Genomic DNA, 23381 nt, shown 5'->3' on the forward strand with positions numbered 1-23381 from the left:
GCCCTAGCCCGCAAAGCCGCCGCGGTCCTCACGGATCAGGGCCACCACCTGCGCCACCGACTCGCGGACCGCCTCCGTCTCCGTCAGGAAGTGCCAGTAGTCGGGGTGACGGCCCTCCAGGGCGTCGACGGCCCGATCCAGGCGGGCCACGGCGGCGTCCAGCGGGTGGGCGTGACGCGGGTCCGGGGTGTGGCGGCCGGCCATGGCCAGGCGCTGGGCGTCCCGGACGGCGAAGCGGGTGCGTTCGATCTCCTGCTCGGGGTCCTTCTGCACGGCGTTCAGCCGGCGCAGCCGGTCACCGGCGGCGGACACGGCCTCGTCGGTCGTGTTCAGCAGCGCCCGTACGGTCGACAGCAGGGCGGTCGCGTCCGCCCAGTGCTGTTCCTCGCGCGCGGTTCTCGCCTCGGCGAGCCTGCCCTCGGCCTGGCGCACGTTCTCCGCGGCCACCTCGGGGACGCGCTGCAGGTCCTGCCAGCAGGCGGCGGTGAAGCGGCGGCGCAGCTCGCTGAGGACCGGTTCCACCTGTGCGGACCGGGTGGTGAGGGCCTGGGCGCGGGTCCGCAGGGAGACCAGTCGGCGGTCGGTCTCGGCGGCCCGTTCCGGCAGCCGCTCGGCCTCCGCGCGGACGGCCTCGGCCTGGCGCGTGACCTGCTCGGCCCGCTCCAGGGTCTGCGGCACGCCGTGCTGCCCGGCACCCTGGTTCAGCTTGGTCAGCTCCGGGGAGAGCGCGGCGAGCCGGGCGGCGAGATCGTCGGCCCGCAGCCCCGCCCCGCGGGCGGTGTCCAGCGCGTTCGACGCGGCGAGCAGGGCCTGCCGGGCGCGCTCCACGGCGGGCGCGAGCCGGGCCAGCTGGGTCTCGGCCTTGCCGAGGAGGGGGCCCAGTCCGTCGGTGAAGCGGTCCAGTTCCCGCTTGACCCGGTCGAGCTCGTCCTTGGCGGCGGTCAGCTCGGTGCGGGCCCGGGAGGCGACCGAGGCCTCCAGGTCGTCGCGGTCCAGGTCATGGGCGTCGACGGCCTCGATGTACCGGTGACTGGCCTCGTCGATACGGCGGCCGAGCGCCTCGAAGTCGGCGACGGCCCGGCGGGCGGCGGGGGAGCTGTCGACGGCGGTGATCGTCTCGATGGAGATCCGCAGGTCCCGCTGGGCGGTGTCGAGCTCGTAGAACGCGGCCGCCGCCGCGTCCTTGGCGGCCTGCGCCTCGGCCCGCTGGTTCTCGGCCCGCCCGCCGAACCAGCGCCGGGTGCCGCCGCCGGCGAACGCGGCGGCCAGCGCCGGTGCCGCCACCAGCGGCAGGGCCATCAGGGTGAGCGTGTCCCGGAGCGGACCGGCCGCCCGGCGAAGACGCGCCGTGCGAAGGCGTGACCACGAGGGAGGAGACAGAACACCACGCGTGCGGTGCACGCGTGGTCTCGACGGCGAGTACGGCTGCTCTGGTGTCGCCGCCACATCCCTCTCCCGCACTGTCGTTCGCCCTGCCGGTGTCATTGTCCCACCGGTGGAGGGCGAACACACGGGTCGGTCAGTTCGTCGTACGGACCGTGAGACTTCCGTCGCCGGTGTGGAGGTCCAGCACATGGGAACTGGCGTCGTCACGGGGCACCCCGGAGGGACCCCGGTGGCAGGGTGCCGGGCCGCCGTCGGGACGGGTGTTTACCGGGCCACGTCCCGGGCCATGTAGGCTGTCGATTCGGCCTGGGCGGTGCGTCCGGGTCCCGGGTGCGTAGCTCAGGGGTAGAGCGCCTGCCTTACAAGCAGGATGTCGGCGGTTCGAAACCGTCCGCGCCCACCGTGTGACGATCAAGGGCCTCCGGAGACGTTCCGGAGGCCCTTCTCGCTGTGGACGGCGGCACCCTCACGGGGACTGCTCCGTGCCCTCCGGCGGGTTCTCGTGGGCGTGCTTCAGCCGGGAGCGGGCGTGGACCCGGTCGGCGCCGGTGAGCTGTGTCCAGTAGCGATGGGTGCTGACGAACACCACCAGCTCGTGCTCCCGGCGCCGCAGCTTCTCCACCTCGGCCTGTTCGTCCTCGGTCCAGCCGGGCGAGGCGGGGCGCTCGACCCGGCGCCAGCCGGTGTCGTCGCTGAACCCGTCGACGGGCTCCACCGACCAGGGAAGCCGCTTCAACAGGGCTGACAGCTCGGCCTGGACCTGACGCAACTCCTCCTGACCGGCGAGGAGGTCACTCGGGAAGTCATCGGTCGCAGCCACACCTCGATGATACGCCTGTTCGATTTTGGGTGGCGAGTTGCTCGGGAGGCTCCCCGGTGGTTCACCCTCGTGGCCCGCGGGGGCCCGGCGGGGTCAGACTGGGGGCATGTGCCGGAGTATCAAGACCCTGCGTCCGCCCGCCCTGCTCGAGGAGGCCACCGAGGACGAGATCAGGGCCGCCGCCCTGCAGTACGTGCGGAAGGTGTCCGGCTTCCGGGCGCCAGCCGCCCACAACCGCGAGGTCTTCGACCGGGCCGTGGACGCGATCGCCGAGGCCACGGCCGACCTGCTGGACGGCCTGGAGGTGCGGGGCGCGAGTGCGGCGCGGGAGGCGGGGTGAGCGGGGCGGGGTGAGCGGCCGGCTCCGGTCCACCACGATGTCCCGGACGCGCCGTCCCTACGAGGTCTCCGCCGGTACCGGGTGCCGGCGCACCAGGTAGGTCGCTCCCGCGCCCGCCGCGAACAGCGCGCCGACCGATACCGCGGTGGCGAGCCAGGACGCGCCCAGCCAGTGGGCGCCGAAGTAACCGAGGGCCACGCTGTAGGCGGCCCAGGACAGGCCCGCCAGCGCCGACCAGGGCAGGAAGTCACGGGCCCGGCGGCGGGCGGCGCCCGCGCCGAGCGAGACCAGCGAGCGGCCCGCCGGGGCGAAACGGGCGAGGACGACCAGGCCGCCACCGCCTCGGGCCAGCGCCGAGCCGAGACGTTCCTGCGCGCCGGTCAGCCGGCGGGACCGGGCGATCGCCCGGTCCAGACGGGCGCCGCCGCGCCAGGCGAGACGCCAGGCGACCAGGTCGCCCAGGACGGAGGCGGTGGCGGCGCAGAGGGTCAGCGCCAGGATGTCGGGCACGTCGGTCGCGGTGCCCGCGGCGGCGGCCGTGGCCGCCGTGATCACCAGGACCCCGCTCGGCAGCACCGGCAGGAACACGTCGAGCAGGACCGAGAGGGCCACCACCGCGTAGACCCATGGGCTGCCGACCAGCGATCCGAAACTCTCCACCCGAACTCCCCATGGCTCCCCCGTGGGCCAGACCGTGCCGCGTTGTCGCGGGGGGAGCGGCAGGGGTGGCCTTGACAACCGACGAGCCTACGCCGGACATGTGACGGAAAGGTCACGGGAGGTTCGTGTGCCCGGTGCCTGGAGTTCGCGTCCCGGACCGTCGGGCCGTCAGGCGGCGACCGGGGCCTGCTCCGCCGGCTTCGGCTGCGCGGCGCGAGCGCGGGTGCGCCGGGTGAACAGCCGGTCCAGGCCGAAGGCGCCGGAGCCGGTGAACACCAGCAGGAACATGGCCCAGCAGTACATCGCCGAGCCCTCGCCGTCGTTCTGGACGGGCCACAGGGCTTCGGGCTGGTGCACGCTGAAGTAGGCGTAGGCCATGGCGCCGGACGAGATGAACGCGGCGACGCGGGTGCCGAGTCCGAGCAGGACCAGGCTGCCGCCGACGAGCTCGATCAGGCCCGCGTACCAGTTGGGCCAGGCGCCGAGTTCGACGGTGCCGCCCTTTCCGTCCGCGCCGCCGAGCGCACCGAGCAGTGCGACGGCGCCGTGGCAGGCGAACAGCAGCCCGACGACGATCCGGAACAGGCCGAGGGCGTACGGCTGGGCGCTGTCGAGGCGTCCGGACATGGGGGAGGTCTCCTTCGGTGGGCCGGCCCGGAAGGGACCGGTCCGGGAACGGAGCCGAGCCGTGGGTCCACGTCAGGTGCCCCTGACCCATGCTCGCGAGTTCACCATGTGGCCACGGGGGGATCGCCTCCCTGGAAAGGCCGACAGCCCGCCGCCGCACGTGAATACGGCTCCGCCCCCACCCGCGCGTTCAACGGTGTGACCGAACCCACACCCCGTGTCACGGTCGCCGCACAGACAACTCACGGGAGCCTCACGGATTCTGACGCCACATCATCCGACCGCCACCCCCGCTAATCGCTCAGCCGGATCTCCGCCACCGTCCTCAGCCGCGCCCCCGTCCCCTGTCCGCTTCCGGTCTCCGGTCTCGTCTCCCTCGGCTTTCCCGTGCGTGCGTGATCCAGTCGCAGCACCGCCGAACGCCCCCGCAGCATCAGCGTCATGAGCTGGTTGCCGAACCAGGGCCCGCCCGTCCTGCGCCAGGTGACCGGCGGTTTCCCGGACCCTCCGTGCCGGGCGAAGGCGCGGCCCAGGGTGCGGGCGGCGGCGCTCCGGCCGAAGCGGAAACCCAGCCGGACAGGGAAATGGTGTCCCTTCCTCCGTCGCCCCGGACGGTACGCAGCGACGGAGGTCGGCGGGGAGGACCCGGCGCTCAGCAGCTCGCGAGGTACCCCTGCAGGGCGGACTTCTCGGTCGAGTCGACCGACAGGTTGTAGTAGTACTTCACCTGCACCCAGGCGCGCACATAGGTGCAGCGGTAAGCGGTGCGGGACGGCATCCACTCGGCGGGGTCCTTGTCGCCCTTGGCCTGGTTGACGTTGTCCGTGACCGCGAGCAGCTGCGGACGGGTCAGGTCGTTGGCGAAGGCCTGGCGCTGGGAGGTGCTCCAGTTCCGGGCGCCGGAGTCCCAGGCCTCGGCGAGCGGGACGACGTGGTCGATGTCGACGTCGGAGGCGGCGGACCAGGTGGCACCGTCGTAGGGGGAGTACCAACTGCCGCTGGTGGCCGCGCAGGAGGAGTCGGTGACGACGTTCGTGCCGTCGCGCTTGAGGACCGTCTCGCGGGTGTTGCAGGTGCCGCTGATGGTGATCCAGTGGGGGAAGAGGTCGCGGTTGTAGCCGGTGCGGACCTCGGCGGAGACGGGCAGTGAGGCGAGGTAGGTGCGGGCGGTGGCGGCGCTGACCGGGGTGGGGAGGGCGGCGGAGGCGCTCGTCGCGTTGAGCATTCCGGCGGAGGCGATGAGTCCGGTGAGCGCCGCGACTATGCTCAGCCGTCGACGCGCGTAGAACTTCGGCATGTGCGAACTCCCTTGTGGGGTGGGTCCGTTGGAGTGCGAGCAGGGGAATGCTCGGCCCGCGGTGTTACGGGGAGGGGTGGGTTTGGTGAGAAGTTAATGACGCGGCCATGACATGTCTAGGGTCGGGGCGGTGTGAATCCGGTGCGGGTGCGATGTGTCCGCGCGCACAGACGGTCCGCGGCGCCTCGCGTACCATGGACGGCGCAGAGGGGGAGTAGCCCTTCGCCGGACCGTCGACATACTGCTCAGCCCCGTCTGAGCCGGCGCCCGGAGGCAGGTCCCGCAGGGGCCGGCCGGCGAGACCTTCGGCAAGCAGTGCACCGCCCGTGCCCCTAGGCTCGGGCGCCACGTGTGCTGCCGTGCCGAGGTGTCCGCGAACGCACAGCACTCTCGGTGGGGCAGCCCCGACCGATCGAGGAACCGTTGATCAACCTGACCGTGACGGCCGTCGTGTTCGGCGTCGTCTTCCTGGCCGAGCTGCCGGACAAGACCGCACTCGCCGGCCTCGTCCTCGGCACCCGTTACCGGGCCTCCTACGTCTTCGCCGGTGTCGCCGCCGCCTTCGCGGTGCACGTCGCGCTCGCGGTGGCGGCGGGGAGCGTGCTCACCCTGCTGCCGCAGCAGCTCGTGAGCGCGATCACGGGTGTGCTCTTCCTGGGCGGCGCGGCGGTGCTGCTGTTCAGGAAGGACGAGGACGAGGAGGAGATCCGCAAGCCGGAGAACCAGTCCTTCTGGAAGGTGTCCGGGGCGGGCTTCATGCTCATCCTGGTCGCCGAGTTCGGCGATCTCACCCAGATCATGACGGCCAACCTCGCCGCCCGTTACGACGACCCGCTCTCCGTCGGCCTGGGCGCGGTGCTCGCGCTGTGGGCGGTGGCCGGGCTGGGCATCGTCGGCGGGAAGGCCCTGATGAGGCGGGTGCCGCTGAAGCTGATCACGCGGATCGCGGCGCTGCTGATGCTGGGGCTCGGGGTGTGGAGCCTGTGGGAGGCGGTCAGCGGCTGACCGGTCCGAGGGCCACCCGGGCCCCGTGGAGGGGTGCGGGAGCGGCGGCGGGGCCAACGAATGGTGAACGGTCGGCGGAGGAGCTGGCGGGATGCCGGGCGGGTTTTGTACCGTGGGTGAACAAAGTGGCTCCCGCCCGTTCTCCCTGACCGGCGGGCGGGGCCGCCTTGTCTCCTCCGGGCCCCACTCCCGGCCAGCACCCGGGCCCGGCCCCACCCCCGCGCTTTGGAGCTGCCGATGACAGCCACCGTCGTACTCACCGCCCGCGCCCTCCTGCTGGACATGGACGGCACCCTCGTCAACTCGGACGCCTCGGTCGAGCGCGTCTGGCGGCGCTGGGCCGAGCGGCACGGGCTCGACGGGGACGAGGTCATGAAGGTCGTGCACGGGCGGCAGGGCTACGCCTCGATGGCGCTGCTGCTGCCGAACAGGCCGATGGCGCAGAACCACGCCGACAACGCGCGCATGCTCGCCGAGGAGACCTCGGACACCGATGGCGTCGTCGAGATACCGGGCGCCCGTGACTTCCTCGCCTCGCTCGACGGCCTGCCGCACGCGCTGGTGACCTCGGCCGACGTCGGCCTCTCCACGGCCCGGATGGCCGCCGCCGGGCTGGCGCTGCCCGAGGTGCGGGTGACCGCCGAGTCCGTCGGCGCGAGCAAGCCCGACCCCGAGGGCTTCCTCAAGGGCGCGGCGGAACTGGGCGTCGACCCCGCCGACTGCGTGGTCTTCGAGGACTCCGGGGCGGGTATCGCCGCGGGGCGCGCGGCCGGGATGCGGGTCGTCGGGATCGGCCCCCGCGCCGGATTCCACGCCCCGGACGTGGTCGTACGGGACCTGACCCGGGTGCGGGTCGAGCGCGGGGCGGACGGGACGATCCAGCTGCACGTCACCGGAGTCGTGGCCGGAGGCGTGGGCGCGTAGCGCCCGCCCGGCCCCCGGCCTACGGCTCCCGGGTCTCCGACTCCAGCCGGCTCCGGGTCTCCGGTCCGTACACGCCCAGCTCGTCGCCGCTGATGCCCCGGGACCACTGGTAGTTGCGCAGGGCGTCCTCCACCCGGCGGTTGAACCGGCCGTGGGCCTCGCTGTTGTACAGGTACAACTGGCGCAGGCGATGCTGGAGTTCGACGACCTCCGGTCCGCGGTCGCCGCGGCGCAGTACGGCACCGGTGACTTCGCGGACCTCCTCGTCCGTCACCTCCTCGGGGGTGTCGGCCGGGGCGGTGGTCGGCGCGGCCGACGACGGCTCCGCCGTGTCCGACGGGGTCGCCGAGACGCTGGACTCCGACGCCGAGACCGACGGTGACGCCGACGGGCTCGCGCTCTCGGACGGCGAGGCCGAGGCCGAGACCAGGAGTGACGGTGATGCCGCCGGACTCGCGCCCTCGGACGGCGAGGCCGGGGCCGAGGGTGAGACCGACGGGGCGTCCGGCACGCTCACCCGCACGTCGTCCGGCAGCGCGCCGTCCCGGGACGGCGCCTCGTACGCGAACAGCCCGCTCGCCCACCCGGCGGCCCCGGCCACCGCCACGACGGCCCCGGCGGCCGTGAGCAGCGCGGTACGGCGACGGCGGCGGCCCCGGGGGGTGGGTTCCCCGGCGTCCGGGCCCAGCTCCAGGTTCGTGGCCGGCCCCGCCGCGGCGGGTACCGTCCGGGTCGGGCGGGTGGCCTCGAACAGGTGGAGGTCGGTGGCGTTCGGCTCGGTCGTGGGCGGTGCGAGCGGCGCGGCGAGCGGTGTGGGCGCGGGGGTGGGCCCGGACGGGGCGGAGGAGGGCACGGATGCCGCGTCCGGCGGGACGGCGCGCAGTTGCATGGTCGCGTCGGCGGCGTGCGGCGCGTCCGGTCGGTCCTCGGCCGGGGCGGGGGGCGCGGCCTCCGGTCCGGCTTCCGGCTCGGGGTCGTGATCGGGTGCGGGGGCTTGCCCCGGTACGGCATTCGGCGTAGTCGCCGACGTTCCGTCGTCGAACTCCACGTATGGGCGTATCCGGAGCGGATGGAAGTCCTCCACCGCTGCCGCCTGAGCCGTACGGACGTCGCGGAGGGCGTCGGACGCGCGCGGACCGCAGGCGCAGGACGGAGTGTTGTCCCTGTTCCTGGGCGCACCGCACTCCGGGCACGGGGTTTCCATCGGCTGTACCACGCGTTGTCCCTCCCCTCGTGATCTCCAGAGATTATGCAGATCTTCTCCACACCCCGCTGCACAAGCCCCCGGAACGCGGTCTTCCGGAGGCGATCGACGGGCTGTTCAACAGGAGAAAAACGGTCATACCGATCACGATGGGCCCTGGAAACCAGAACCTGTGGAGGTCGCCATGGCCGGGGACGCGCACGGTAGGACGGAGCGGGCGGGCAGCGCGCGGCCCTCATCCGGTGCCGGCTCCGGACCGCCGTCCTCCTCCGCCGGACCGCCGCCCTCCGATCCGGGCCCCCCGGAGCAGGCGGCCAAGAACCTCGTCGTCTCGATCAGCGCCCTGCTCCTCGGTCTGCTCCTCGCCGCCCTCGACCAGACCATCGTGGCCACCGCGCTGCCCACCATCGTCAGCGAACTGGGCGGTCTGGAGCACCTGTCCTGGGTGGTCACCGCGTATCTGCTGGCCTCGACCGCGGCCACCCCGTTGTGGGGCAAGCTCGGCGACCAGTACGGCCGCAAGCGGCTGTTCCAGCTCGCCATCCTCATCTTCCTGCTGGGCTCCGCGCTGTGCGGCGCGGCACAGGACATGTCCCAGCTGATCGCCTTCCGCGCGCTCCAGGGGCTGGGCGGCGGCGGGCTGGTCGTGCTGTCCATGGCGATCGTCGGCGACCTCGTCCCGCCCCGTGAACGCGGCAAGTACCAGGGCATGTTCGGCGCGGTCTTCGGCACGACGAGTGTTCTCGGGCCGCTCCTGGGCGGACTGTTCACCGAACATCTGAGCTGGCGCTGGGTGTTCTACGTCAACCTGCCCCTCGGAGTCGTCGCGCTCGCCGTGATCGCGACGGTGCTGCACATTCCGCGCAGATCCACCCGGCACGTCATCGACTACCTCGGCACCTTCCTCATCGCCTCCGTCGCGACCTGCCTCGTCCTGGTCGCCTCCCTCGGCGGCACCACCTGGGGCTGGGGCTCGCCGCAGACCGTCGTCCTCGCGGTGCTGGGCGTCGTCCTCGCCGTCGTCTTCGTCGCGGTGGAGCGGCGGGCCGCCGAACCCGTACTGCCGATGAAGCTGTTCCGGATCCGCACCTTCACGCTCTCCGTCGTGATCAGTTTCATCATCGGCTTCGCCATGTTCGGCGCGCTGACCTATCTGCCGGCGTTCCTCCAGATGGTCCACGGGGTGAGCCCGACCATGTCCGGCGTGCACATGCTGCCGATGGTGGTCGGCACGCTGTCGGCCTCGACCGCCTCCGGACAGATCGTCAGCCGCACCGGCCGCTGGAGGGTGTTCCCCATCGCGGGCACCGCCGTCACCACCGTCGGCCTGCTGCTGCTCCACCAGCTCGACGAGCACAGCTCCACCGCCGTGATGAGCGCCTTCTTCTTCGTCTTCGGCCTCGGGCTCGGCCTGGTCATGCAGGTCCTGGTGCTGATCGTGCAGAACGCCGTCTCCTACCAGGACCTGGGCGTCGCCACCTCCGGCTCGACCTTCTTCCGCTCCATCGGCGCCTCCTTCGGCGTCGCCGTCTACGGCACGATCTTCGCGAGCGGCCTCGACGACCGGCTCAGCGACGCCTTCCGCGGCGCCCGGCTCCCGCCCGGCGTCTCCGTCGACGCGCTGGAGGCCGACCCGCGCGGCATGGCGGACCTGCCGGCCGCCCTGCGCCCCGAAGCCGTCCACGCGTACGCCGCCGCCATCACGGACGTCTTCCTGTACGCCGTCCCCCTCGCCCTCCTCGGCCTCGTACTGGCCTGGCTGCTCAAGGAGGACAAGCTGCGTGCCTCGGTCCCCGCGCCCGACGGCACCGGGGCGCCGGCCGGCAAGCCGGTGGAGCGGCCGTCCCCCGACGGGGTGGGCCGCGCGCTGTCGCTGCTCGGCACCCACGAGGGGCGGCGCGAGATCTACCGGACGACCACCGTCCGCGCGGGCTGCGACCTGCTGCCCGCGACGAGCTGGCTGCTGCTGGGGATCAGGAAGCGCGGCTCGATGGAACCGGCCCTGCTCGCCGAGCGCGGCACCATCCCGCTCACCGTCGTCCTGGAGGCCGCCCGCCAGGCCGAGGTGCGGCACCTCGTCACACGCGAGGGCCCCGGCCTCGTACTGACCGACGACGGGTACGCGGTCGTGGAGCGGCTGGTGCGGGCGCAGGAGGAGTTCCTGGCCGAGCTGCTCGGCGACCGGTGGGGGCCGGACCGGCCGACCGATCTGGAGCGGCTGGCGCACGAGCTGACGGAGGAACTGGGCGGATCGCGAGCCGGAAGCCCGCACGACGACAGCCCGGAAGGCCCGCACGGCGAACGGCCGGGGGCGCCCGTCGGTTGAGCCGGGTGGTTCGGACGGGGCAGACAGGTGGCTCACACGAGGTGCTTGGCGAACCAGTGTTCGGCGTACGGCACCGAGTTGTGCGGCTCGGTCTCGGTGAAACCGAGTCGGGCGTACAGGGCACGGGCCTCCACGAGGTCCGAGCGCGTGTCGAGGATCAGCCGGGTGGCCCCCGACGCGCGGGCCGCTTCCTCGGCGGCGCCCACCAGGAGCGCCGCACCGCCCTTGCCGCGCATCGCCTCGTAGAGGAAGACCCGGGTGAGTTCGGCGGTCGCGGCGTCCAGCAGCCGGACCCCCGCGCTGCCCGCCGGCTCGCCCGCGTACCGCGCGACCAGCAGATGTCCCCGCGGCGGCACGAGGTCGGCGCCCGACTGGTCGGCGACCTCGCGCTCCAGCTCCGCCGGGTCGGTCCGGCGTCCCTCGTGCAGCAGATACCAGCGGTCGCTGACCTCGGTGTAGTACGCACGCCAGAGCGCGGCGGCGGCGGGGGAGCCGGGGTGTTCTGGGTCGATGGTCCAGTTCATGGGCGGTATTCTGCGACCGGTCGTCACCAGGCGTGCAACCGAATATGCGCGGCCCGTGCGGACGGGCCGTCGTGCTACGCGTCCGCCCCGCCGGCCCCGTCGCCCGTCGCAGCGGCCCGTTGCTCCCGCCACTGCCGTACGACGTCCTCGACGTCGTACGGCTTCTTGCCCAGCGGGGGGCCGGGCGGGGGCTTGAACATCATGTCGCGGATCTTGGCGTTGACGTCCGTGATGATCTTCCGGACGATCCGTTCGGAGGGGGCCGCGTAGGCCGCCGCCAGGGCGTCCTCGGCCTCCTTGCGCAGGGCCAGCGTCGGCGGCAGCACGGAGTGGCCCTCGCGGGCCAGCTTCCGCCTGACCCACCACAACTCGTCGTACGGGGACTCCATGTCAGGGGGCAGCGGCTTGCCCGCCCCCGGCAGCCGTTCGAACTCCCCGCGCGCCTCGGCGTCACGGATCTGCTTGTCCACCCAGGATTCGAAGTCGACGCCCGGCGGCTTTCGCTCGGTCATACGACCATTGTGCCCACCGGGCAGACGCGGTGGAACCGGGCGTTTTATCATTCGGCGGCAGCGGGCGAGTCGTACCGGTCGCCGCGCCAGGCCGTTGTGGCCACCGCAGGGGCGGCCCCGGCCGGCCAGAACGTCTCAGGAGGAGCGCACGTGCTCGAACTCACCATGGCCGCCGTGTCCGCGGAGGAATCGGGGGCCACGGCCGGCATGCTCATGGCCGAAGCGCCGAGCGAGCCGGGCGCCGTGCTGCGGGTGGGGCGGGACAGGTCGGTGTGCCGGCTCTCCACACCGGACGACTGGCTGTTCGTGTCCAGGGTCCATCTGGAGTTCCAGTGCGCCCAGGACGGCACCTGGTATCTGAGCTGGCTGCGCGGTTCGCTGCCCGAGCCGTCCTCCGAGGTCCGGCTGACCGTCGGTGAGCAGGTCCACCCGGTCGCCTACGGCGGCAGCGTCGCGCTGCCCCGGGGCGGCAACGGCGAGGTCGTCATCCTGGACCGGGCCGCCCCGCGCAGCGTCAACGTGGGCTTCTACCACGAGGCGTGAGGCCGGCGGGCACCACGAGGGCCCACCGGCTCACTCCAGCACCCGCGCCAGCGCGAAGCCGTCGTAGCCCTTGCCGCCGACCGTCTGGATCGCCGTACCGGCCAGCCTCGGGTGGCTGCCGATCAGCTCGAGGGCGGCGCGGGTGCCCAGCACGTCCGGGGCGGTGCTGTCCGCGTCGAGCACCCGGCCGCCCCGGACGACGTTGTCGAGGACGATCAGGCTGCCCGCGCGGGTGAGCTTCAGGGCCCACTCCAGGTAGTGCGGGTTGTTGACCTTGTCGGCGTCGATGAAGACCAGGTCGAACGGGGGCGGGTTCTCGTCGGCCAGCCGGGGCAGCGACTCCAGCGCCGGGCCCACCCGCACCTCGACGAGCCGGTCCAGGCCCGCGCGGCCGATGTTGCGGGTGGCTACCTCGGCGTGGAGCGGCTCGTACTCCAGCGTGACCAGCCGCCCGTCGGCCGGGAGGGCGCGGGCCAGCCAGATGGTGCTGTAGCCGCCGAGGGTGCCGATCTCCAGGATGTACCGGGCGCCCTGCGTCTGGGCGAGGAGCTGGAGCAGCTTGCCCTGGTTGGGGGTGACGGCGATGGGCGGGAGCCCGGCGGCCTCGCTGTCCCGCAGGGCGGCCGCCAGAGCCTCGTCGTCGGGTGCGAGACGGGCGGCGAAGTAGTCGTCCACCGCGCGCCAGAGCTGTGATTCGCTCATGCCCGTACACCTCTCGTCTTTCTCCGTCCGGTCGGTCCAGTGGCCGGTTCAGCCGACTCGTGCGGCCGATGAGCACAACGCCACCGACCCTCCCATGTGGTCCGTCTCGCGTCCCCGCGGGCAACCCGACCCCCCCGCCGTCCATCGTCTTCCGGGATCAAAGCCGGATCAAAGGCAGGGCCGAAGCAGGACGGACGTCAGGTGAAGCGAGGGTTGCCTGCGTCTCCTTCCGGGGGCGGCACGGGCCTCATAAGGTTTGCGGAGGTACCCCCACGCGGGGGACGTGTGGGACCGACGGGGCGGGAGGCCGACGAGGCGTGGCTAACGCGGGACACAGGGGGCGACCGGCGGAGCCGTTCGGAGCCACGACCGTCGACGGTACCCGGACACGTCTGCACACGGTGCGCCTCGGACTGTGGCTGCTCGCCGCCGTCCTGGTCGTACGGCAGGTCGCCGCCGTCCTGACCACCCCGCGCGGGGAACGGCTCACGGACCTCGAGACCTGGTTCGGACACGACGGGGTGCTGCAGGTCAGCGGCTCGCTCTACGAGTCGACCCGCTTCACCGGCACCCCCTTCGGCGGGCTCGTCCTCAAACCGCTCGGCAGATCCGCAGAACAGGCCCTGGGCTGGGGCTGGACCTTCGGCACGCTGCTGCTGGTCGTCGCCCTCGGTCTGGTCGCCGTCCGCGCCCTGCCCCAGCCGGTCGGCCGGCGCACGGCGCTGCTGGCCGCGCCGGTCGCGGTCAGCCTGTTCATGCTGTCGCTGCCGTGCGCAACACGCTGTGGCTCGGCCAGACCAGCATCATCCCCGTCCTGCTCGCCCTGCTCGGTTTCTGGCTCTACCCGCTGGCCCAGCCGCGCCTGATGCCGAACCTCGGGATCATCGACACCGTGCACGGCGTCCAGGACTTCTCCAAGCCGGACTACGGCACCCTCACCGCCCTCACCAACCAGTACGCGGCGACGCCGTCCCTGCACTTCGGCTGGTCCCTGTGGTGCGGCGTGGTCATCGCGATCATCGCCCCGAAGCTGTGGATGGAGGCACTCGGCCTGCTGCACCCCCTGTTCACGGCCGCCGCGATCGTCGCCACCGGCAACCACTGGGTCCTGGACGCGGTCGGCGGCGCTCTGGTCGTCGCCGCCGGCTTCGGCCTGACCCACCTCCTCCAGGGCCCCCGCGCCCGCACGGCCATGGCCACGGCGCCCGTGACCGAGGGTGCGCCGGCGGTGCCGCACCAGGCGGCGAGCCCGGATCGGACGGAGAGACCGGAGCGGTCGGAGAAGGAGCGCGCCTGACCGGCCCGACGGCCGGGCCGCCCTCCACCGTCTCGTCCTCGACACGCCGACTCTCCTGGCGCTCTCAGGGATCGGTGTGAACGGCGAAGGCGGCGGCCCCGGGGATCAGGGGGCCGCCGCCTTCGGTATGCGGGGGTGGTGCGGGGTGGTGCAGGGGGGCTGGTGCCGGGTGGATCAGTACCAGTTGTTGGACTGCCAGAAGTTCCAGGCGTCGCAGGGGCTGCCGTAGCGCTCGTTCATGTAGTCGAGGCCCCACTTGATCTGGGTGGAGGGGTTGGTCTTCCAGTCGGAACCGGCCGAGGCCATCTTGGTGGCGGGCAGGGCCTGGACCAGGCCGTAGGCGCCGCTGGAGGCGTTGGTGGCGGTCGGGTTCCAACCGCTCTCACGCTGGACGATGTGGGAGAAGCACTGGTACTGCGTCGAGTCACCGATCATCTGCTGCGCGGTCGCCTGGTGCGAGCTCGTGGCCGTGGTGGCCGCCTGCGCGGGGGCGGCGGCGATCAGCGTGCCGCAGGTCGCGGCGGCGAGGGCGGCACCGGCGAGGGCCTTCTTCGGGGTGGCGACGGCGCGGAGGATGGAAACGGCGGACACGTGGGGCCTTTCTTCGGGTGCAGGGCGGTCGCCGTAGGCCCGGTGCCGGACCGCACATGGTGCGGGGGCGGGGCATACGTGGGCGCCGCGGCCCGTGGGGCACGTCGGCGCCTGGCGACTGCTCCACAGAAGCAGTTCCGAGGGTCCGTCCGCAATGACCGTATTTACTATTGGTGGTCGCATTAAATACGGTTTGTTGGTGTGCGGTCCGTGGCCATGCGTGCAGTTCGGAGGGGACGGAAGAAGAGGAGTGGGGTGCGCTGAGGACTACGACGTCGCTTCGTATGTGATCGAGGTCATGTGGGGTGGTTCACCGTGGTCGGCCGTCACCGTCACCGTGAGCGTGCGGGACGATTACTCAGGGGTGCCCCGTGAAAGTGACCGGCGTCTCGAAAGCCGCTCGGCGGGTGGCACGGCGCAGGGCGCGGAGGACCGGGGCGCCCAGGGTCAGGGCCAGGACGACGGTGAGCAGGGCCCGGCCCAGGTCCCAGCCGAGGGACGTGGCCAGGCAGTACGCCACGAAGCGGGCCAGGTTGGCGGGGACCGACGCGTCCGGGTCGAAGGAGATGTTCGAGGCGAGGGCGGCCATGAAGGGCCAGCCCGCCATGTTCATCACCGTGCCGTAGGCGAAGGCCGCCAGAAAGCCGTAGGCGGCGAGCATCCACAGCTCGGCGCGGCCCCGGATGCGGTCCGGGCCCGGGAGCAGGCCCGCGCCCATCGTGAACCAGCCCATCGCCAGCATCTGGAACGGGAGCCACGGCCCGACCCCGCCCGTGAGCAGCGCGGACGCGAACATCGTCACCGAGCCGAGCACGAAGCCGAAGCCGGGACCGAGGACCCGGCCGCTCAGCACCATCAGGAAGAACATGGGTTCCAGACCGGCCGTCCCCGCGCCGATGGGGCGCAGGGCCGCGCCCGTCGCCGCCAGGACGCCCAGCATCGCGACCGCTTTCGGGCCGAGGCCCGACTCCGAGATCGTCGCCGCCACCACCGCGACCAGCAGCACCAGCAGCCCCGAGAAGAGCCACGGTGCGTCCTGCGCGTGGGCGTTGAGGGTGGAGGCGGGTGGGGCCAGGAAGGGCCAGCCGAAGGCGGCCACGCCCACCGCGCTCACCAGGGCCAGTGCCAGGAGCGAACGCGGGCCCAGCCGGACGGCCCGCGCCTGGCGCTGCGCGCCGGTGATGGCGGTCGGGGTACGTGCGGGGGTCATGACAGGGCCGCCCGCACCTGGGAGACCGTGAGCCACTGCTGCGGGGCCAGGATCTTCGCCACCTGGGGGGCGAAGGACGGTGACGCGACGACCACCTCGGCCGCCGGACCGTCTGCGATGACCTCGCCCTCGGCGAGCAGGACCACCCGGTGGGCGAGTTCCGCCGCCAGTTCCACGTCGTGCGTGGCCAGGACGATGGCGTGGCCCTCGGCGGCCAGCCCCCGCAGTACGGCGACCAGGCGGGCCTTCGCCGCGTAGTCCAGGCCGCGGGTCGGCTCGTCGAGCAGGAGCAGGGGCGGGCGGGCGGTGAGGACGACGGCCAGGGCGAGGGTCAGGCGCTGGCCCTCGGACAGGTCACGGGGGTGCGTGTCGTCCGCGACCCCGGGGAGCAGCTCCGACAGCAGGGCGCGGCAGGTGCCCGCCTCCGCCTCCGCGTCCCGGTCCGCGGCGGCGCACTCCGCGCCGACCGTGTCCGCGTACAGCAGGTCGCGCGGCTCCTGCGGGACGAGTCCCACCCGGCGGACCAGGTCGCGGGGACGGGTGCGGTGGGGCACGGCGTCACCGGTGCGGACCGAACCGGCGGACGGTTCGACCAGGCCGACCAGGGCGCCGAGCAGCGTCGACTTCCCGGCGCCGTTGCGGCCCATCAGGGCGACCGTCTCGCCGGGGGCGACCGTCAGGTCGACGTGGCGCAGGGCCTGGACGCGGTCACGGCGGACGGCGAGGGAGCGGACTTCCGCCACAGGGGCGGGAGTCGAGGCGTCCGCCTCGGCGCGCTTGAACAGGCGCCGACCAAAGGGCACGGGCGCCGCGTCCTCGGAGGTCTCCCGGGCGGGCTCCCGCGTCGGCCTCGCCGCGTCGGCCAGCCGCTCCCGCAGACCGGCCGCCCGACGGCGCGCGTCCCGCACGGTCAGCGGCAGCGGGGACCACCCCGCGAGCCGGCCCAGCGCCACCACCGGCGGGAACACCGGGGAAACCGCCATCACCTCGGCCGGCGTGCCGAGCAGCGGGGGCTCGCCCGGCCCCGGCAGCAGCGCCACCTGGTCGGCGTACTGGATGACGCGTTCCAGCCGGTGCTCGGCCATGAGGACGGTGGTGCCGAGGTCGTGGACCAGGCGCTGGAGGACCGCGAGGACCTCCTCGGCCGCCGCGGGGTCCAGCGCGGACGTCGGTTCGTCCAGGACCAGCACCCGCGGGTGCGCGGTGAGCACCGAGCCGATGGCGACCCGCTGCTGCTGGCCGCCGGAGAGCGTCGAGATGGGACGGTCGCGCAGGCCTGCCAGGCCCAGCAGATCCAGGGTCTCCTCGACGCGGCGCCGCATCACGTCCGGAGGCAGACCCAACGACTCCATGCCGTAGGCGAGTTCGTCCTCGACGACGTCCGTCACGAAATGGGACAGCGGGTCCTGGCCCACCGTGCCCACGACATCGGCGAGTTCGCGCGGCTTGTGGGTGCGGGTGTCGCGGCCGGCCACCGTGACCCTGCCGTGCAGAGTGCCGCCGGTGAAGTGCGGGACGAGGCCGCTGACCGCGCCCAGTACGGTGGACTTGCCGACCCCGGACGGGCCGGCGAGCAGGACGAGTTCACCCTCCGGCACCTCGAAGTCGACGCCCCGTACGGAGGGTCCGGACATGCCGTCGTACGTCACGGAGACGTTCTCGAAGCGGATCACGACGGCTCCTTGCCGGTGTCCTCGGGGGCGGGGGTGACGAAGGCGGGGAGCAGACCGATCAGTACGGCCGCCGCCGGCCACAGGGGGAGCGTGGGCGCGACCAGCGGCACCACACCGGGGTGCAGGGTCGCCGGATCGCGTGCGGCGGCGAGCGCGAGCAGCGCCGCGACCGCCGCGCCGGAGCCGGCGACCAGCCAGGCGCGGGCGTCCCAGCGGTCCGGGCGGTAACGGGTGCGCAGGGAACGCCGGCCGCCCAGCCACAGGCCCGCGAGCGCGGCGGCGAGACCGGCCAGGAGCACGGGCAGGCCGTGGACGGCGCCTTCGGCGGTGAGCAGTCCGTACGTCCCGGCGCAGACGCCGAGCAGCCCGCCGAGGGTGAGGGCGGCAGTGGTGCGGCGGATCCCGGCCGGGACCTGCGCGGTACGGCCGTAACCGCGGGCGTCCATCGCGGCGGCCAGTGCGACCGAACGCTCCAACGCGCCCTCCAGGACCGGCAGTCCGACCTGCAGCAGCCCCCGGACACCCCGGTCGGGACGGCCCCGCAGCCGACGGGCGGCGCGCAGCCGCTGGACGTCCGCGATCAGGTTCGGTGCGAACGTCAGCGCCACGACGACGGCCACCCCCGTCTCGTACAGGGCGCCGGGCAAGGACTTCAGCAGACGGGAGGGGCTGGCGAGGGCGTTCGCGGCGCCGACGCAGATGAGCAGCGTGGCCAGTTTCAGGCCGTCGTACAGGGCGAACGTGAGGGCCTCGGCCGTGACCTCGCCGCCCGGGCGGATGCCCTGTGCCCAGTCGGGGAGCGGGACTTCGGGCAGATCGACGAGCACATGCGTGCCGGGTACGGGGGAGCCGAGGACGATCGCGAAGAGCAGGCGGATGGCGAGCACGGCGAGCGCCAGCTTGACGAACGCGCCGTAGGAGCGGGCCCAGGGCGCGTTCGGGCGGCGGGCGGCCACGACATACGCGGAGACGGTGACGAGGAGCGCGAGCAGCAGGGGGTTGGTGGTACGGGTGGCGGCGACACCGAGGGCCAGGGCCCACAGCCACCAGGCGCCGGGATGCAGGGCGTCGCCCTGCCGGCGGCGCGGGGCGGGGGCGCCCGACGGCACCGGACGTCCGGTGCCGGTGCGCCCCCGCGGCCGGGCGTCACCAGGTTCTGCCGACCTAGGCACGGCGGCGTACCTGCCGGACCGCGGCCGCACCCAGCAACGCCACCACGGCGATCCCGGCGACCAGACCGAGCGAGGGGCCGCCGTCGTCGTCCGAAGACGCCGACGGCGCCGAGGACTTCGCGTCGTCCTCCTTCTCGGGCGCCGGTGTGCCGCCGCCCGACACCTGCTCCCCGCAGCCCTTCTCCGGGTAGCCCGCGATCGCGCACAGCAGGGCGTTGCTGTTGTAGCGCAGAGGCTCGGCGACGGAGGCCAGGGCCTCGGCCGTCGTGGCGTCCGCGGGGACCCGGGCGCAGGCGGTGCGGCCGGCCGGCGGGGTCTCGCCGGACGGGGCGTCGGCGGCCGTACCGAAGTCGATGACCAGGGCCACCCGCTTCTCGCCGTCCTTCGCCGGGGTCTTCGCACAGATCGCGGCGAAGTCGGCGGCGCCCCTGGGCCGCGTCGCGTCGGCGGAGTCCTCGCTGACGGCGAACCGGAAGCCCTGGACGTCGCCGTCGGCGGGACGGGCCGTGGAGGGGCCCTGGGTGGCGTACGTCCAGGCGTCGCCGTCCAGGTCCCAGAACGACCAGTACCGGTAGCCGGCGGCCTGTGCCTGGCCCACGCCCGTCAGCAGCGGCAGGAGCAGGGCCAGGAACAGCACGGTGGCCCGGCGTATCACGGCTGCTGCTTCCTGCTCCGGCCGCGCAGCAGGAAGACGACGCCGACAGCGGCGACGAAGCCGACACCGACGGTCAGAACGGTCCACCAGAGACCGGACCCGGAGTCCGACCCGTCCTTCTCGTCCTGACCGGTCTTGTCGTCGTTCGCCGACTGCGAGGACTTCTCGGCGGTCGGCCCGGTCGCCGTGAGCTGCTTCACCAGGTCGCTGCCGCCGAAGGCGCGCGGGTCGGTGCCGGTCGCGTGGGCGGCGAAGATCAGCTGGGCGTAGGCGGCGGGGCCGCTCTGGGCGGCCCAGTCGGCGGCGTTCTCCTCCAGCCAGGCCGCGGACTTCGCGGCCTGCTCGGTGGCGCCCTGCGCGGCGAGCGCGACCACCGCGTCGGCGGTGTTGCCGTAGTCGGGCTGGTCCTCGGAGCCGGGGAGGGCGGAGACGAGGTGGCCGTCCTCGGCGAGGAGGCCGGTGAGGTGGGCGGCGCCGTTGGCGGCGGCCTGCTCGGGCGTGTCCGCCTTCTCGCAACCGGCTTCCGTCGACTTGCCCTTGCCGGGCTCGACCACCAGGCCCGCGCCGAGGGAGCCGACCACGCCCGCCGCCGTGGCGTCGGTGTTGGCGACCAGTCCGCCCTTCTTGTCCGGCTGGAAGGCGAACGCGCCCGCACCGTCGTCCCCGCCCTTGCCACCCTTGCTGTCGCACGGCAGCGCCAGCTTCAGCAGGGCGTCGTGGGGGGACTTGCCGTCCTTGACCACCTCGGCCGGCTTCTCGCCCGTCGCGGCGAGCGCGCCGATGACGACGGATGTGGAGTTGGCGTCGCTGGCCCCGCCCGCCGTGTAGCCCCAGCCGCCGTCCTCGTTCTGCACGGACTTCAGCCAGTCGACGGCCTTGCCGATGACGGCGTCGTGCCCGCCGAGGGCGGCGAGGGCCTGGACGGCGGCGGCGGTCTGGTTGCTGTCGACCATGGTCTCGGCGTCGCACGCCGTGCCGGTGTCCGCACGGTACGGGGCGAACGAGCCGTCGGCGCACTGCTGCCCCGCCAGCCAGTCGACGGACGCCTTCGGCGGCTCGACGCCCACCGTGTGCTGGGCGAGCAGGGCGAGCGACTGCCGCCACACACCGTCGTACTGCGGATCGCCGTCGCCGTACAGAGCGGCGGGCAGGGCCTGCTGGGACGGCGAGGGGGACGGGGACGAGTCGGCGGCGGCCGGTACGGCGGCACCGATCACGGCGACGGCGGCCAGAACCGCTGCGCTGCTACGGACATTCATGATCGGCGGATGCCTCTCTCCCTGTGGGGAGCCGGGCAGCACGGGACATCCCGGCGGCTCGGCTCCGTATACCTCGACGGTGCCGCGCCCCGGCGGACCGCCGGGCGCGTGAGCCGGTCACGAACCGCCCGGGGCATTCCGGCTCGCCGTCCCGGTGGACGGCTCACGGCTGCGGGTCAGCGCCGGAATTGCACCGGCTTCCCCCCGTACGGGTGATGACGACGCCGTCACTCTACCCGTACGTAAGAAAGTGGCCGGAAGTGGCTTGAACCGAGGTGGCCGAGGTCACGTCGCCACGGACCGGCCCGCCTCGTCGGCGGAGGCGGGCCGGTCCGTGGGGTCCCGTGGGGTCGGGCGGGGATTCGGTCAGGAGGCCGTGCAGGGGCCGAGCTGCGGGGGCGTCGAGTTGCCGTTCCTCGTCACCGTGAAGCCGAAGCTGGTCGAGGCTCCGGCCGCGACCGTGCCGTTCCAACTGGACCGCACCGTCATGGCGTTGCCGCTGCTGTCCCAGGTCGGTGAGCCGTTCCAGACCGAGGAGACCTTCTGCGGGGGCGTCATGGTGACCTTCACGCTCCAGGCGCTGATCGCCGAACTGCCGGCCGTGACGGTCACCTTGCCGTTGTACCCGCTGCCCCAGTCCTCCGCCGTGGTGTAGGTGGCGGTGCAGGCCGCGCCGGGGTCGCCGGGGCCGCCGGGATCAGCGGAACCGCCGAGTGCGCTCAGCACCGCGTGGTAGGCGGGCTTCTTGTTGTAGTTGTCGTCGAACAGCAGGGGCGTGCCGCCCGACCGCCACGAGTACTTGTCCGGGATGCCCCACACCGTGATGCCGGTGCACCGCGACACCGCGAGGCAGGCCCGTACGACATTGCCGTAGTTGGTGGCCTGTGAGGTGCCCGAGCCCTCGATGTCCAGCTCGGTGATCTGCACGTCGACGCCGAGGTCGGCGAAGCGCTGGAGGTTGGCCCGGTAGTCGGAGGGGACCGGGGAGGCGCTGTTGAAGTGGGACTGGAAGCCGACGCAGTCGATGGGCACGCCGCGGGACTTGAAGTCCCGGACCATGGTGTAGACGGCATTGCTCTTCGCGTTGACGCCGTCGGTGTTGTAGTCGTTGTAACAGAGCTTGGCGTTCGGGTCGGCCGCGCGGGCGGTGCGGAAGGCCTCCTCGATGAAGCCGTCGCCGAGCCGGTCCTGGAAGGGCGAACTGCGCCGGGCACCGCTGCCGCCGTCCTGGAACGCCTCGTTCACCACGTCCCAGGAGTGGATCTGGCCCCGGTAGTGCCGCATGACCTCGGTGATGTGGTTGTTCATCGCCGACCGGAGGTCAAAGGCCCCGAGGCCGGAGACCCAGCCGGGCAGCTGGGAGTGCCACACCAGGGTGTGCCCGCGGACCGACATGCCCCGGCCCCGGGCATGGTTCACGATCCTGTCGGCGTTGCCGAAGCTGAACGAGCCGCGGCTGGGCTCGAGGGCGTCCCACTTCATCTCGTTCTCCGGCGTCACCGAGTTGAACTCGGTGTTGAGCGCGGCGGCGTACTGCGCCTCGCCCAGACGGTTCGCGGCGACCGCGGCACCGAAGTAGCGGCCCTGCTCGGCCGCCGCCGCGCCCAGGGTGTCGGCGGCGTGGGCGGTGCTCTGGGGGAGGGCCACGAGCGCGGTGACGGTGAGGAGCGCGGTCGTGAGGATGCCGGTCCTGATGCCGGCGCCCCTTCTCGCGCCCCCTCCGATGCCGATGGTTCTGGTTCCAGTCATGCGCATGTCATCCCTTTTCCGGTGGGGTCCCGTGTTCCGTCGCGCGGGTCGCGCGGGTGGTGCGGATGCCGGGGATCGTCTGCCGCGCTGTGCCGTATTCCGCTGCGCCTGGATTCGAAAGTTTCGGACTTGAACCCGAATGGCAGCGCAGACGATACGAATGACTGCAGGGGCGGTCAACCGTTCACGCGCAACTGGGCTGCGGATGGCCGAAGGTTGACCGGCGGTGAAGGGGGAGTGGTGCGTGGCGGCTAGCGGGAAGTCGTCGAAAGTTTCGGCTTCACGGCGCCTCACTCTTCGGAGCCGTCGAGTCGATCAGTCGGCACGCCGTCTCGATGTCGATCTTGACCTGGGCGGTCGAGGCGCGTCCCGACAGCCAGGTGATCAGGGCCGAGTGCCAGGTGTGCTCGATGACGCGGACCACCGAGAGCTGGTCCGGTGTGGGATCCCCGAGGCCCATGGCGTCCAGGATGATCTTCGTCGTCCGGCGGGAGACCTGGTCGACCTCCGGGCGCACGCTGCGGTCCGCGAAGGCCAGCGCGCGCACCATCGCGTCGGCCAGCTGCGGCTCGCGCTGGAGCGCGCGGAAGGCCAGCATCAGGGTCCCGGTGACCCGCTCCGCGGCCGTGTCGCCCGCCGGGGGCTTCTTCCGCAGGGTGCGGTGCACGCGCTCCAGCTGGTCCTGCATGGTGGCCACCAGTAGGTGGATCTTGGACGGGAAGTAGCGGTACAGCGTGCCCAACGCCACCTGCGAGGACTCCGCGACCTCCCGCATCTGCACCGCGTCGAAGCCGCCCCGGCCGGCCAGCCGGGCGCTCGCGTCCAGGATGCGGCGCCTGCGCGCCTCCTGCCGCTCGGTCAGGGGTGAGGTGGGGGAGGTTCCAGTGGTGCCGGCTCCCATGATC

Annotated in this window: 22 protein-coding genes, 1 tRNA gene, 2 pseudogenes and 1 riboswitch; of the genes and pseudogenes, 7 read left to right on the forward strand and 18 right to left on the reverse strand. The window is 73.0% G+C overall.

The window, feature by feature from the left end:
• Positions 1 to 3: 3 nt before the first annotated feature.
• Positions 4 to 1446: a hypothetical protein gene (locus tag AC6F7H_RS20295; RefSeq protein ID WP_500758342.1), complete on the reverse strand. Its 1443-nt coding sequence runs from the start codon at positions 1444 to 1446 to the stop codon at positions 4 to 6.
• Positions 1447 to 1714: 268 nt separating this feature from the next.
• Here AC6F7H_RS20295 and AC6F7H_RS20300 point away from each other — a divergent pair.
• A tRNA-Val gene (locus AC6F7H_RS20300) sits at positions 1715 to 1786 on the forward strand.
• A 66-nt stretch (positions 1787 to 1852) separates the two neighbouring features.
• On the opposite strand, the gene AC6F7H_RS20305 is transcribed toward AC6F7H_RS20300, so the two are convergent.
• Positions 1853 to 2206: a DUF8825 domain-containing protein gene (locus AC6F7H_RS20305; protein WP_500758343.1), complete on the reverse strand. Its 354-nt coding sequence runs from the start codon at positions 2204 to 2206 to the stop codon at positions 1853 to 1855.
• 106 nt (positions 2207 to 2312) lie between these two features.
• Here AC6F7H_RS20305 and AC6F7H_RS20310 point away from each other — a divergent pair, with 106 nt between their 5' ends.
• Positions 2313 to 2546 (forward strand): DUF2277 domain-containing protein, encoded by a 234-nt coding sequence (locus tag AC6F7H_RS20310; RefSeq protein ID WP_500758344.1) that lies wholly within the window; start codon positions 2313 to 2315, stop codon positions 2544 to 2546.
• A 57-nt stretch (positions 2547 to 2603) separates the two neighbouring features.
• Here the strand turns inward: AC6F7H_RS20310 and AC6F7H_RS20315 are convergent, their stop codons facing one another.
• The 4 genes and pseudogenes from AC6F7H_RS20315 to AC6F7H_RS20330 all read right to left on the reverse strand — a co-directional run bounded on the left by AC6F7H_RS20315 (position 2604) and on the right by AC6F7H_RS20330 (position 5130).
• Entirely contained in the window at positions 2604 to 3206 is a 603-nt protein-coding gene (locus tag AC6F7H_RS20315) for a DedA family protein (RefSeq protein WP_500758345.1), read from the reverse strand.
• 168 nt (positions 3207 to 3374) lie between these two features.
• Positions 3375 to 3833, reverse strand: a complete 459-nt coding sequence (locus AC6F7H_RS20320) for a DoxX family protein (protein ID WP_500758346.1) — start codon at positions 3831 to 3833, stop codon at positions 3375 to 3377.
• 293 nt (positions 3834 to 4126) lie between these two features.
• A pseudogene (locus AC6F7H_RS20325) lies at positions 4127 to 4414 on the reverse strand (hypothetical protein); the annotation flags it as partial.
• A 71-nt stretch (positions 4415 to 4485) separates the two neighbouring features.
• On the reverse strand, positions 4486 to 5130 hold the full coding sequence (locus tag AC6F7H_RS20330; protein ID WP_500758347.1) for an HNH endonuclease family protein: 645 nt from the start codon (positions 5128 to 5130) through the stop codon (positions 4486 to 4488).
• Positions 5131 to 5553: 423 nt separating this feature from the next.
• Between AC6F7H_RS20330 and AC6F7H_RS20335 the strand changes: the two genes are divergently transcribed.
• Complete coding sequence (locus tag AC6F7H_RS20335; protein WP_500761963.1) at positions 5554 to 6135, forward strand: TMEM165/GDT1 family protein; 582 nt, start codon at positions 5554 to 5556, stop codon at positions 6133 to 6135.
• 237 nt (positions 6136 to 6372) lie between these two features.
• Positions 6373 to 7059: an HAD-IA family hydrolase gene (locus AC6F7H_RS20340; RefSeq protein ID WP_500758348.1), complete on the forward strand. Its 687-nt coding sequence runs from the start codon at positions 6373 to 6375 to the stop codon at positions 7057 to 7059.
• Positions 7060 to 7078: 19 nt separating this feature from the next.
• Here the strand turns inward: AC6F7H_RS20340 and AC6F7H_RS20345 are convergent, their stop codons facing one another.
• Positions 7079 to 8107, reverse strand: a complete 1029-nt coding sequence (locus tag AC6F7H_RS20345) for a peptidoglycan-binding domain-containing protein (RefSeq protein ID WP_500758349.1) — start codon at positions 8105 to 8107, stop codon at positions 7079 to 7081.
• Positions 8108 to 8447: 340 nt separating this feature from the next.
• Here AC6F7H_RS20345 and AC6F7H_RS20350 point away from each other — a divergent pair, with 340 nt between their 5' ends.
• Positions 8448 to 10589 carry a DHA2 family efflux MFS transporter permease subunit gene (locus tag AC6F7H_RS20350; RefSeq protein ID WP_500758350.1) on the forward strand — a complete coding sequence of 714 codons (2142 nt, stop codon included), beginning with the start codon at positions 8448 to 8450 and terminating at the stop codon, positions 10587 to 10589.
• A gap of 32 nt (positions 10590 to 10621) precedes the next feature.
• Here AC6F7H_RS20350 and AC6F7H_RS20355 read toward each other — a convergent pair whose 3' ends face one another.
• Together AC6F7H_RS20355 and AC6F7H_RS20360 are read right to left on the reverse strand one after the other, a co-directional pair.
• Positions 10622 to 11113, reverse strand: coding sequence for a GNAT family N-acetyltransferase (locus AC6F7H_RS20355; protein WP_500758351.1), 492 nt, complete (start codon positions 11111 to 11113; stop codon positions 10622 to 10624).
• A 74-nt stretch (positions 11114 to 11187) separates the two neighbouring features.
• Positions 11188 to 11625 carry a DnaJ family domain-containing protein gene (locus AC6F7H_RS20360; protein WP_500758353.1) on the reverse strand — a complete coding sequence of 146 codons (438 nt, stop codon included), beginning with the start codon at positions 11623 to 11625 and terminating at the stop codon, positions 11188 to 11190.
• A 150-nt stretch (positions 11626 to 11775) separates the two neighbouring features.
• Here AC6F7H_RS20360 and AC6F7H_RS20365 point away from each other — a divergent pair, with 150 nt between their 5' ends.
• On the forward strand, positions 11776 to 12168 hold the full coding sequence (locus AC6F7H_RS20365; protein WP_500758354.1) for an FHA domain-containing protein: 393 nt from the start codon (positions 11776 to 11778) through the stop codon (positions 12166 to 12168).
• A 30-nt stretch (positions 12169 to 12198) separates the two neighbouring features.
• Here AC6F7H_RS20365 and AC6F7H_RS20370 read toward each other — a convergent pair whose 3' ends face one another.
• Positions 12199 to 12870, reverse strand: coding sequence for an O-methyltransferase (locus AC6F7H_RS20370; protein ID WP_500758355.1), 672 nt, complete (start codon positions 12868 to 12870; stop codon positions 12199 to 12201).
• Positions 12871 to 13187: 317 nt separating this feature from the next.
• On the opposite strand from AC6F7H_RS20370, the pseudogene AC6F7H_RS20375 reads away from it, so the two are divergent.
• A pseudogene (locus tag AC6F7H_RS20375) lies at positions 13188 to 14167 on the forward strand (bifunctional glycosyltransferase 87/phosphatase PAP2 family protein).
• 174 nt (positions 14168 to 14341) lie between these two features.
• Here AC6F7H_RS20375 and AC6F7H_RS20380 read toward each other — a convergent pair.
• The 8 genes from AC6F7H_RS20380 to AC6F7H_RS20415 all read right to left on the reverse strand — a co-directional run bounded on the left by AC6F7H_RS20380 (position 14342) and on the right by AC6F7H_RS20415 (position 23377).
• Complete coding sequence (locus tag AC6F7H_RS20380; protein WP_500758356.1) at positions 14342 to 14758, reverse strand: aggregation-promoting factor C-terminal-like domain-containing protein; 417 nt, start codon at positions 14756 to 14758, stop codon at positions 14342 to 14344.
• A 358-nt stretch (positions 14759 to 15116) separates the two neighbouring features.
• Positions 15117 to 15968 carry an ECF transporter S component gene (locus AC6F7H_RS20385; protein ID WP_500758357.1) on the reverse strand — a complete coding sequence of 284 codons (852 nt, stop codon included), beginning with the start codon at positions 15966 to 15968 and terminating at the stop codon, positions 15117 to 15119.
• Entirely contained in the window at positions 15965 to 17641 is a 1677-nt protein-coding gene (locus AC6F7H_RS20390; RefSeq protein WP_500758358.1) for an ABC transporter ATP-binding protein, read from the reverse strand. Before AC6F7H_RS20390 ends, AC6F7H_RS20385 begins: the two co-directional genes overlap by 4 nt.
• On the reverse strand, positions 17638 to 18750 hold the full coding sequence (locus AC6F7H_RS20395; protein WP_500761965.1) for an energy-coupling factor transporter transmembrane component T: 1113 nt from the start codon (positions 18748 to 18750) through the stop codon (positions 17638 to 17640). Before AC6F7H_RS20395 ends, AC6F7H_RS20390 begins: the two co-directional genes overlap by 4 nt.
• A 55-nt stretch (positions 18751 to 18805) precedes the next feature.
• A complete protein-coding gene (locus tag AC6F7H_RS20400) occupies positions 18806 to 19468 on the reverse strand; it encodes an SCO2322 family protein (RefSeq protein ID WP_500758359.1) in 663 nt (220 codons plus the stop codon).
• Entirely contained in the window at positions 19465 to 20727 is a 1263-nt protein-coding gene (locus AC6F7H_RS20405; protein WP_500758360.1) for an SCO2321 family membrane protein, read from the reverse strand. The genes AC6F7H_RS20400 and AC6F7H_RS20405 overlap by 4 nt, the downstream gene beginning before the upstream one ends.
• A gap of 131 nt (positions 20728 to 20858) precedes the next feature.
• A riboswitch (cobalamin riboswitch) is annotated at positions 20859 to 20931 on the reverse strand.
• A 162-nt stretch (positions 20932 to 21093) separates the two neighbouring features.
• The gene (locus AC6F7H_RS20410; RefSeq protein ID WP_500758361.1) at positions 21094 to 22476 is read right to left on the reverse strand and encodes a glycoside hydrolase family 10 protein; all 1383 of its coding nucleotides are present in this window, start codon (positions 22474 to 22476) and stop codon (positions 21094 to 21096) included.
• Between the two features lie 280 nt (positions 22477 to 22756).
• On the reverse strand, positions 22757 to 23377 hold the full coding sequence (locus AC6F7H_RS20415) for a TetR family transcriptional regulator (protein ID WP_500761967.1): 621 nt from the start codon (positions 23375 to 23377) through the stop codon (positions 22757 to 22759).
• Between the last annotated feature and the right edge of the window lie 4 nt (positions 23378 to 23381).

It is taken from the genome of Streptomyces sp. MMS24-W38 (assembly GCF_059889265.1).

Coding starts and splice junctions, on each gene's coding strand:
- AC6F7H_RS20340 (WP_500758348.1), top strand. CDS start 6,373: ATGACAGCCACCGTCGTACTCACCGCCCGCGCCCTCCTGCTGGACATG.
- AC6F7H_RS20355 (WP_500758351.1), bottom strand. CDS start 11,113: ATGAACTGGACCATCGACCCAGAACACCCCGGCTCCCCCGCCGCCGCC.
- AC6F7H_RS20410 (WP_500758361.1), bottom strand. CDS start 22,476: ATGACTGGAACCAGAACCATCGGCATCGGAGGGGGCGCGAGAAGGGGC.
- AC6F7H_RS20310 (WP_500758344.1), top strand. CDS start 2,313: ATGTGCCGGAGTATCAAGACCCTGCGTCCGCCCGCCCTGCTCGAGGAG.
- AC6F7H_RS20330 (WP_500758347.1), bottom strand. CDS start 5,130: ATGCCGAAGTTCTACGCGCGTCGACGGCTGAGCATAGTCGCGGCGCTC.
- AC6F7H_RS20360 (WP_500758353.1), bottom strand. CDS start 11,625: ATGACCGAGCGAAAGCCGCCGGGCGTCGACTTCGAATCCTGGGTGGAC.
- AC6F7H_RS20350 (WP_500758350.1), top strand. CDS start 8,448: ATGGCCGGGGACGCGCACGGTAGGACGGAGCGGGCGGGCAGCGCGCGG.
- AC6F7H_RS20405 (WP_500758360.1), bottom strand. CDS start 20,727: ATGAATGTCCGTAGCAGCGCAGCGGTTCTGGCCGCCGTCGCCGTGATC.
- AC6F7H_RS20385 (WP_500758357.1), bottom strand. CDS start 15,968: ATGACCCCCGCACGTACCCCGACCGCCATCACCGGCGCGCAGCGCCAG.
- AC6F7H_RS20370 (WP_500758355.1), bottom strand. CDS start 12,870: ATGAGCGAATCACAGCTCTGGCGCGCGGTGGACGACTACTTCGCCGCC.
- AC6F7H_RS20415 (WP_500761967.1), bottom strand. CDS start 23,377: ATGGGAGCCGGCACCACTGGAACCTCCCCCACCTCACCCCTGACCGAG.
- AC6F7H_RS20320 (WP_500758346.1), bottom strand. CDS start 3,833: ATGTCCGGACGCCTCGACAGCGCCCAGCCGTACGCCCTCGGCCTGTTC.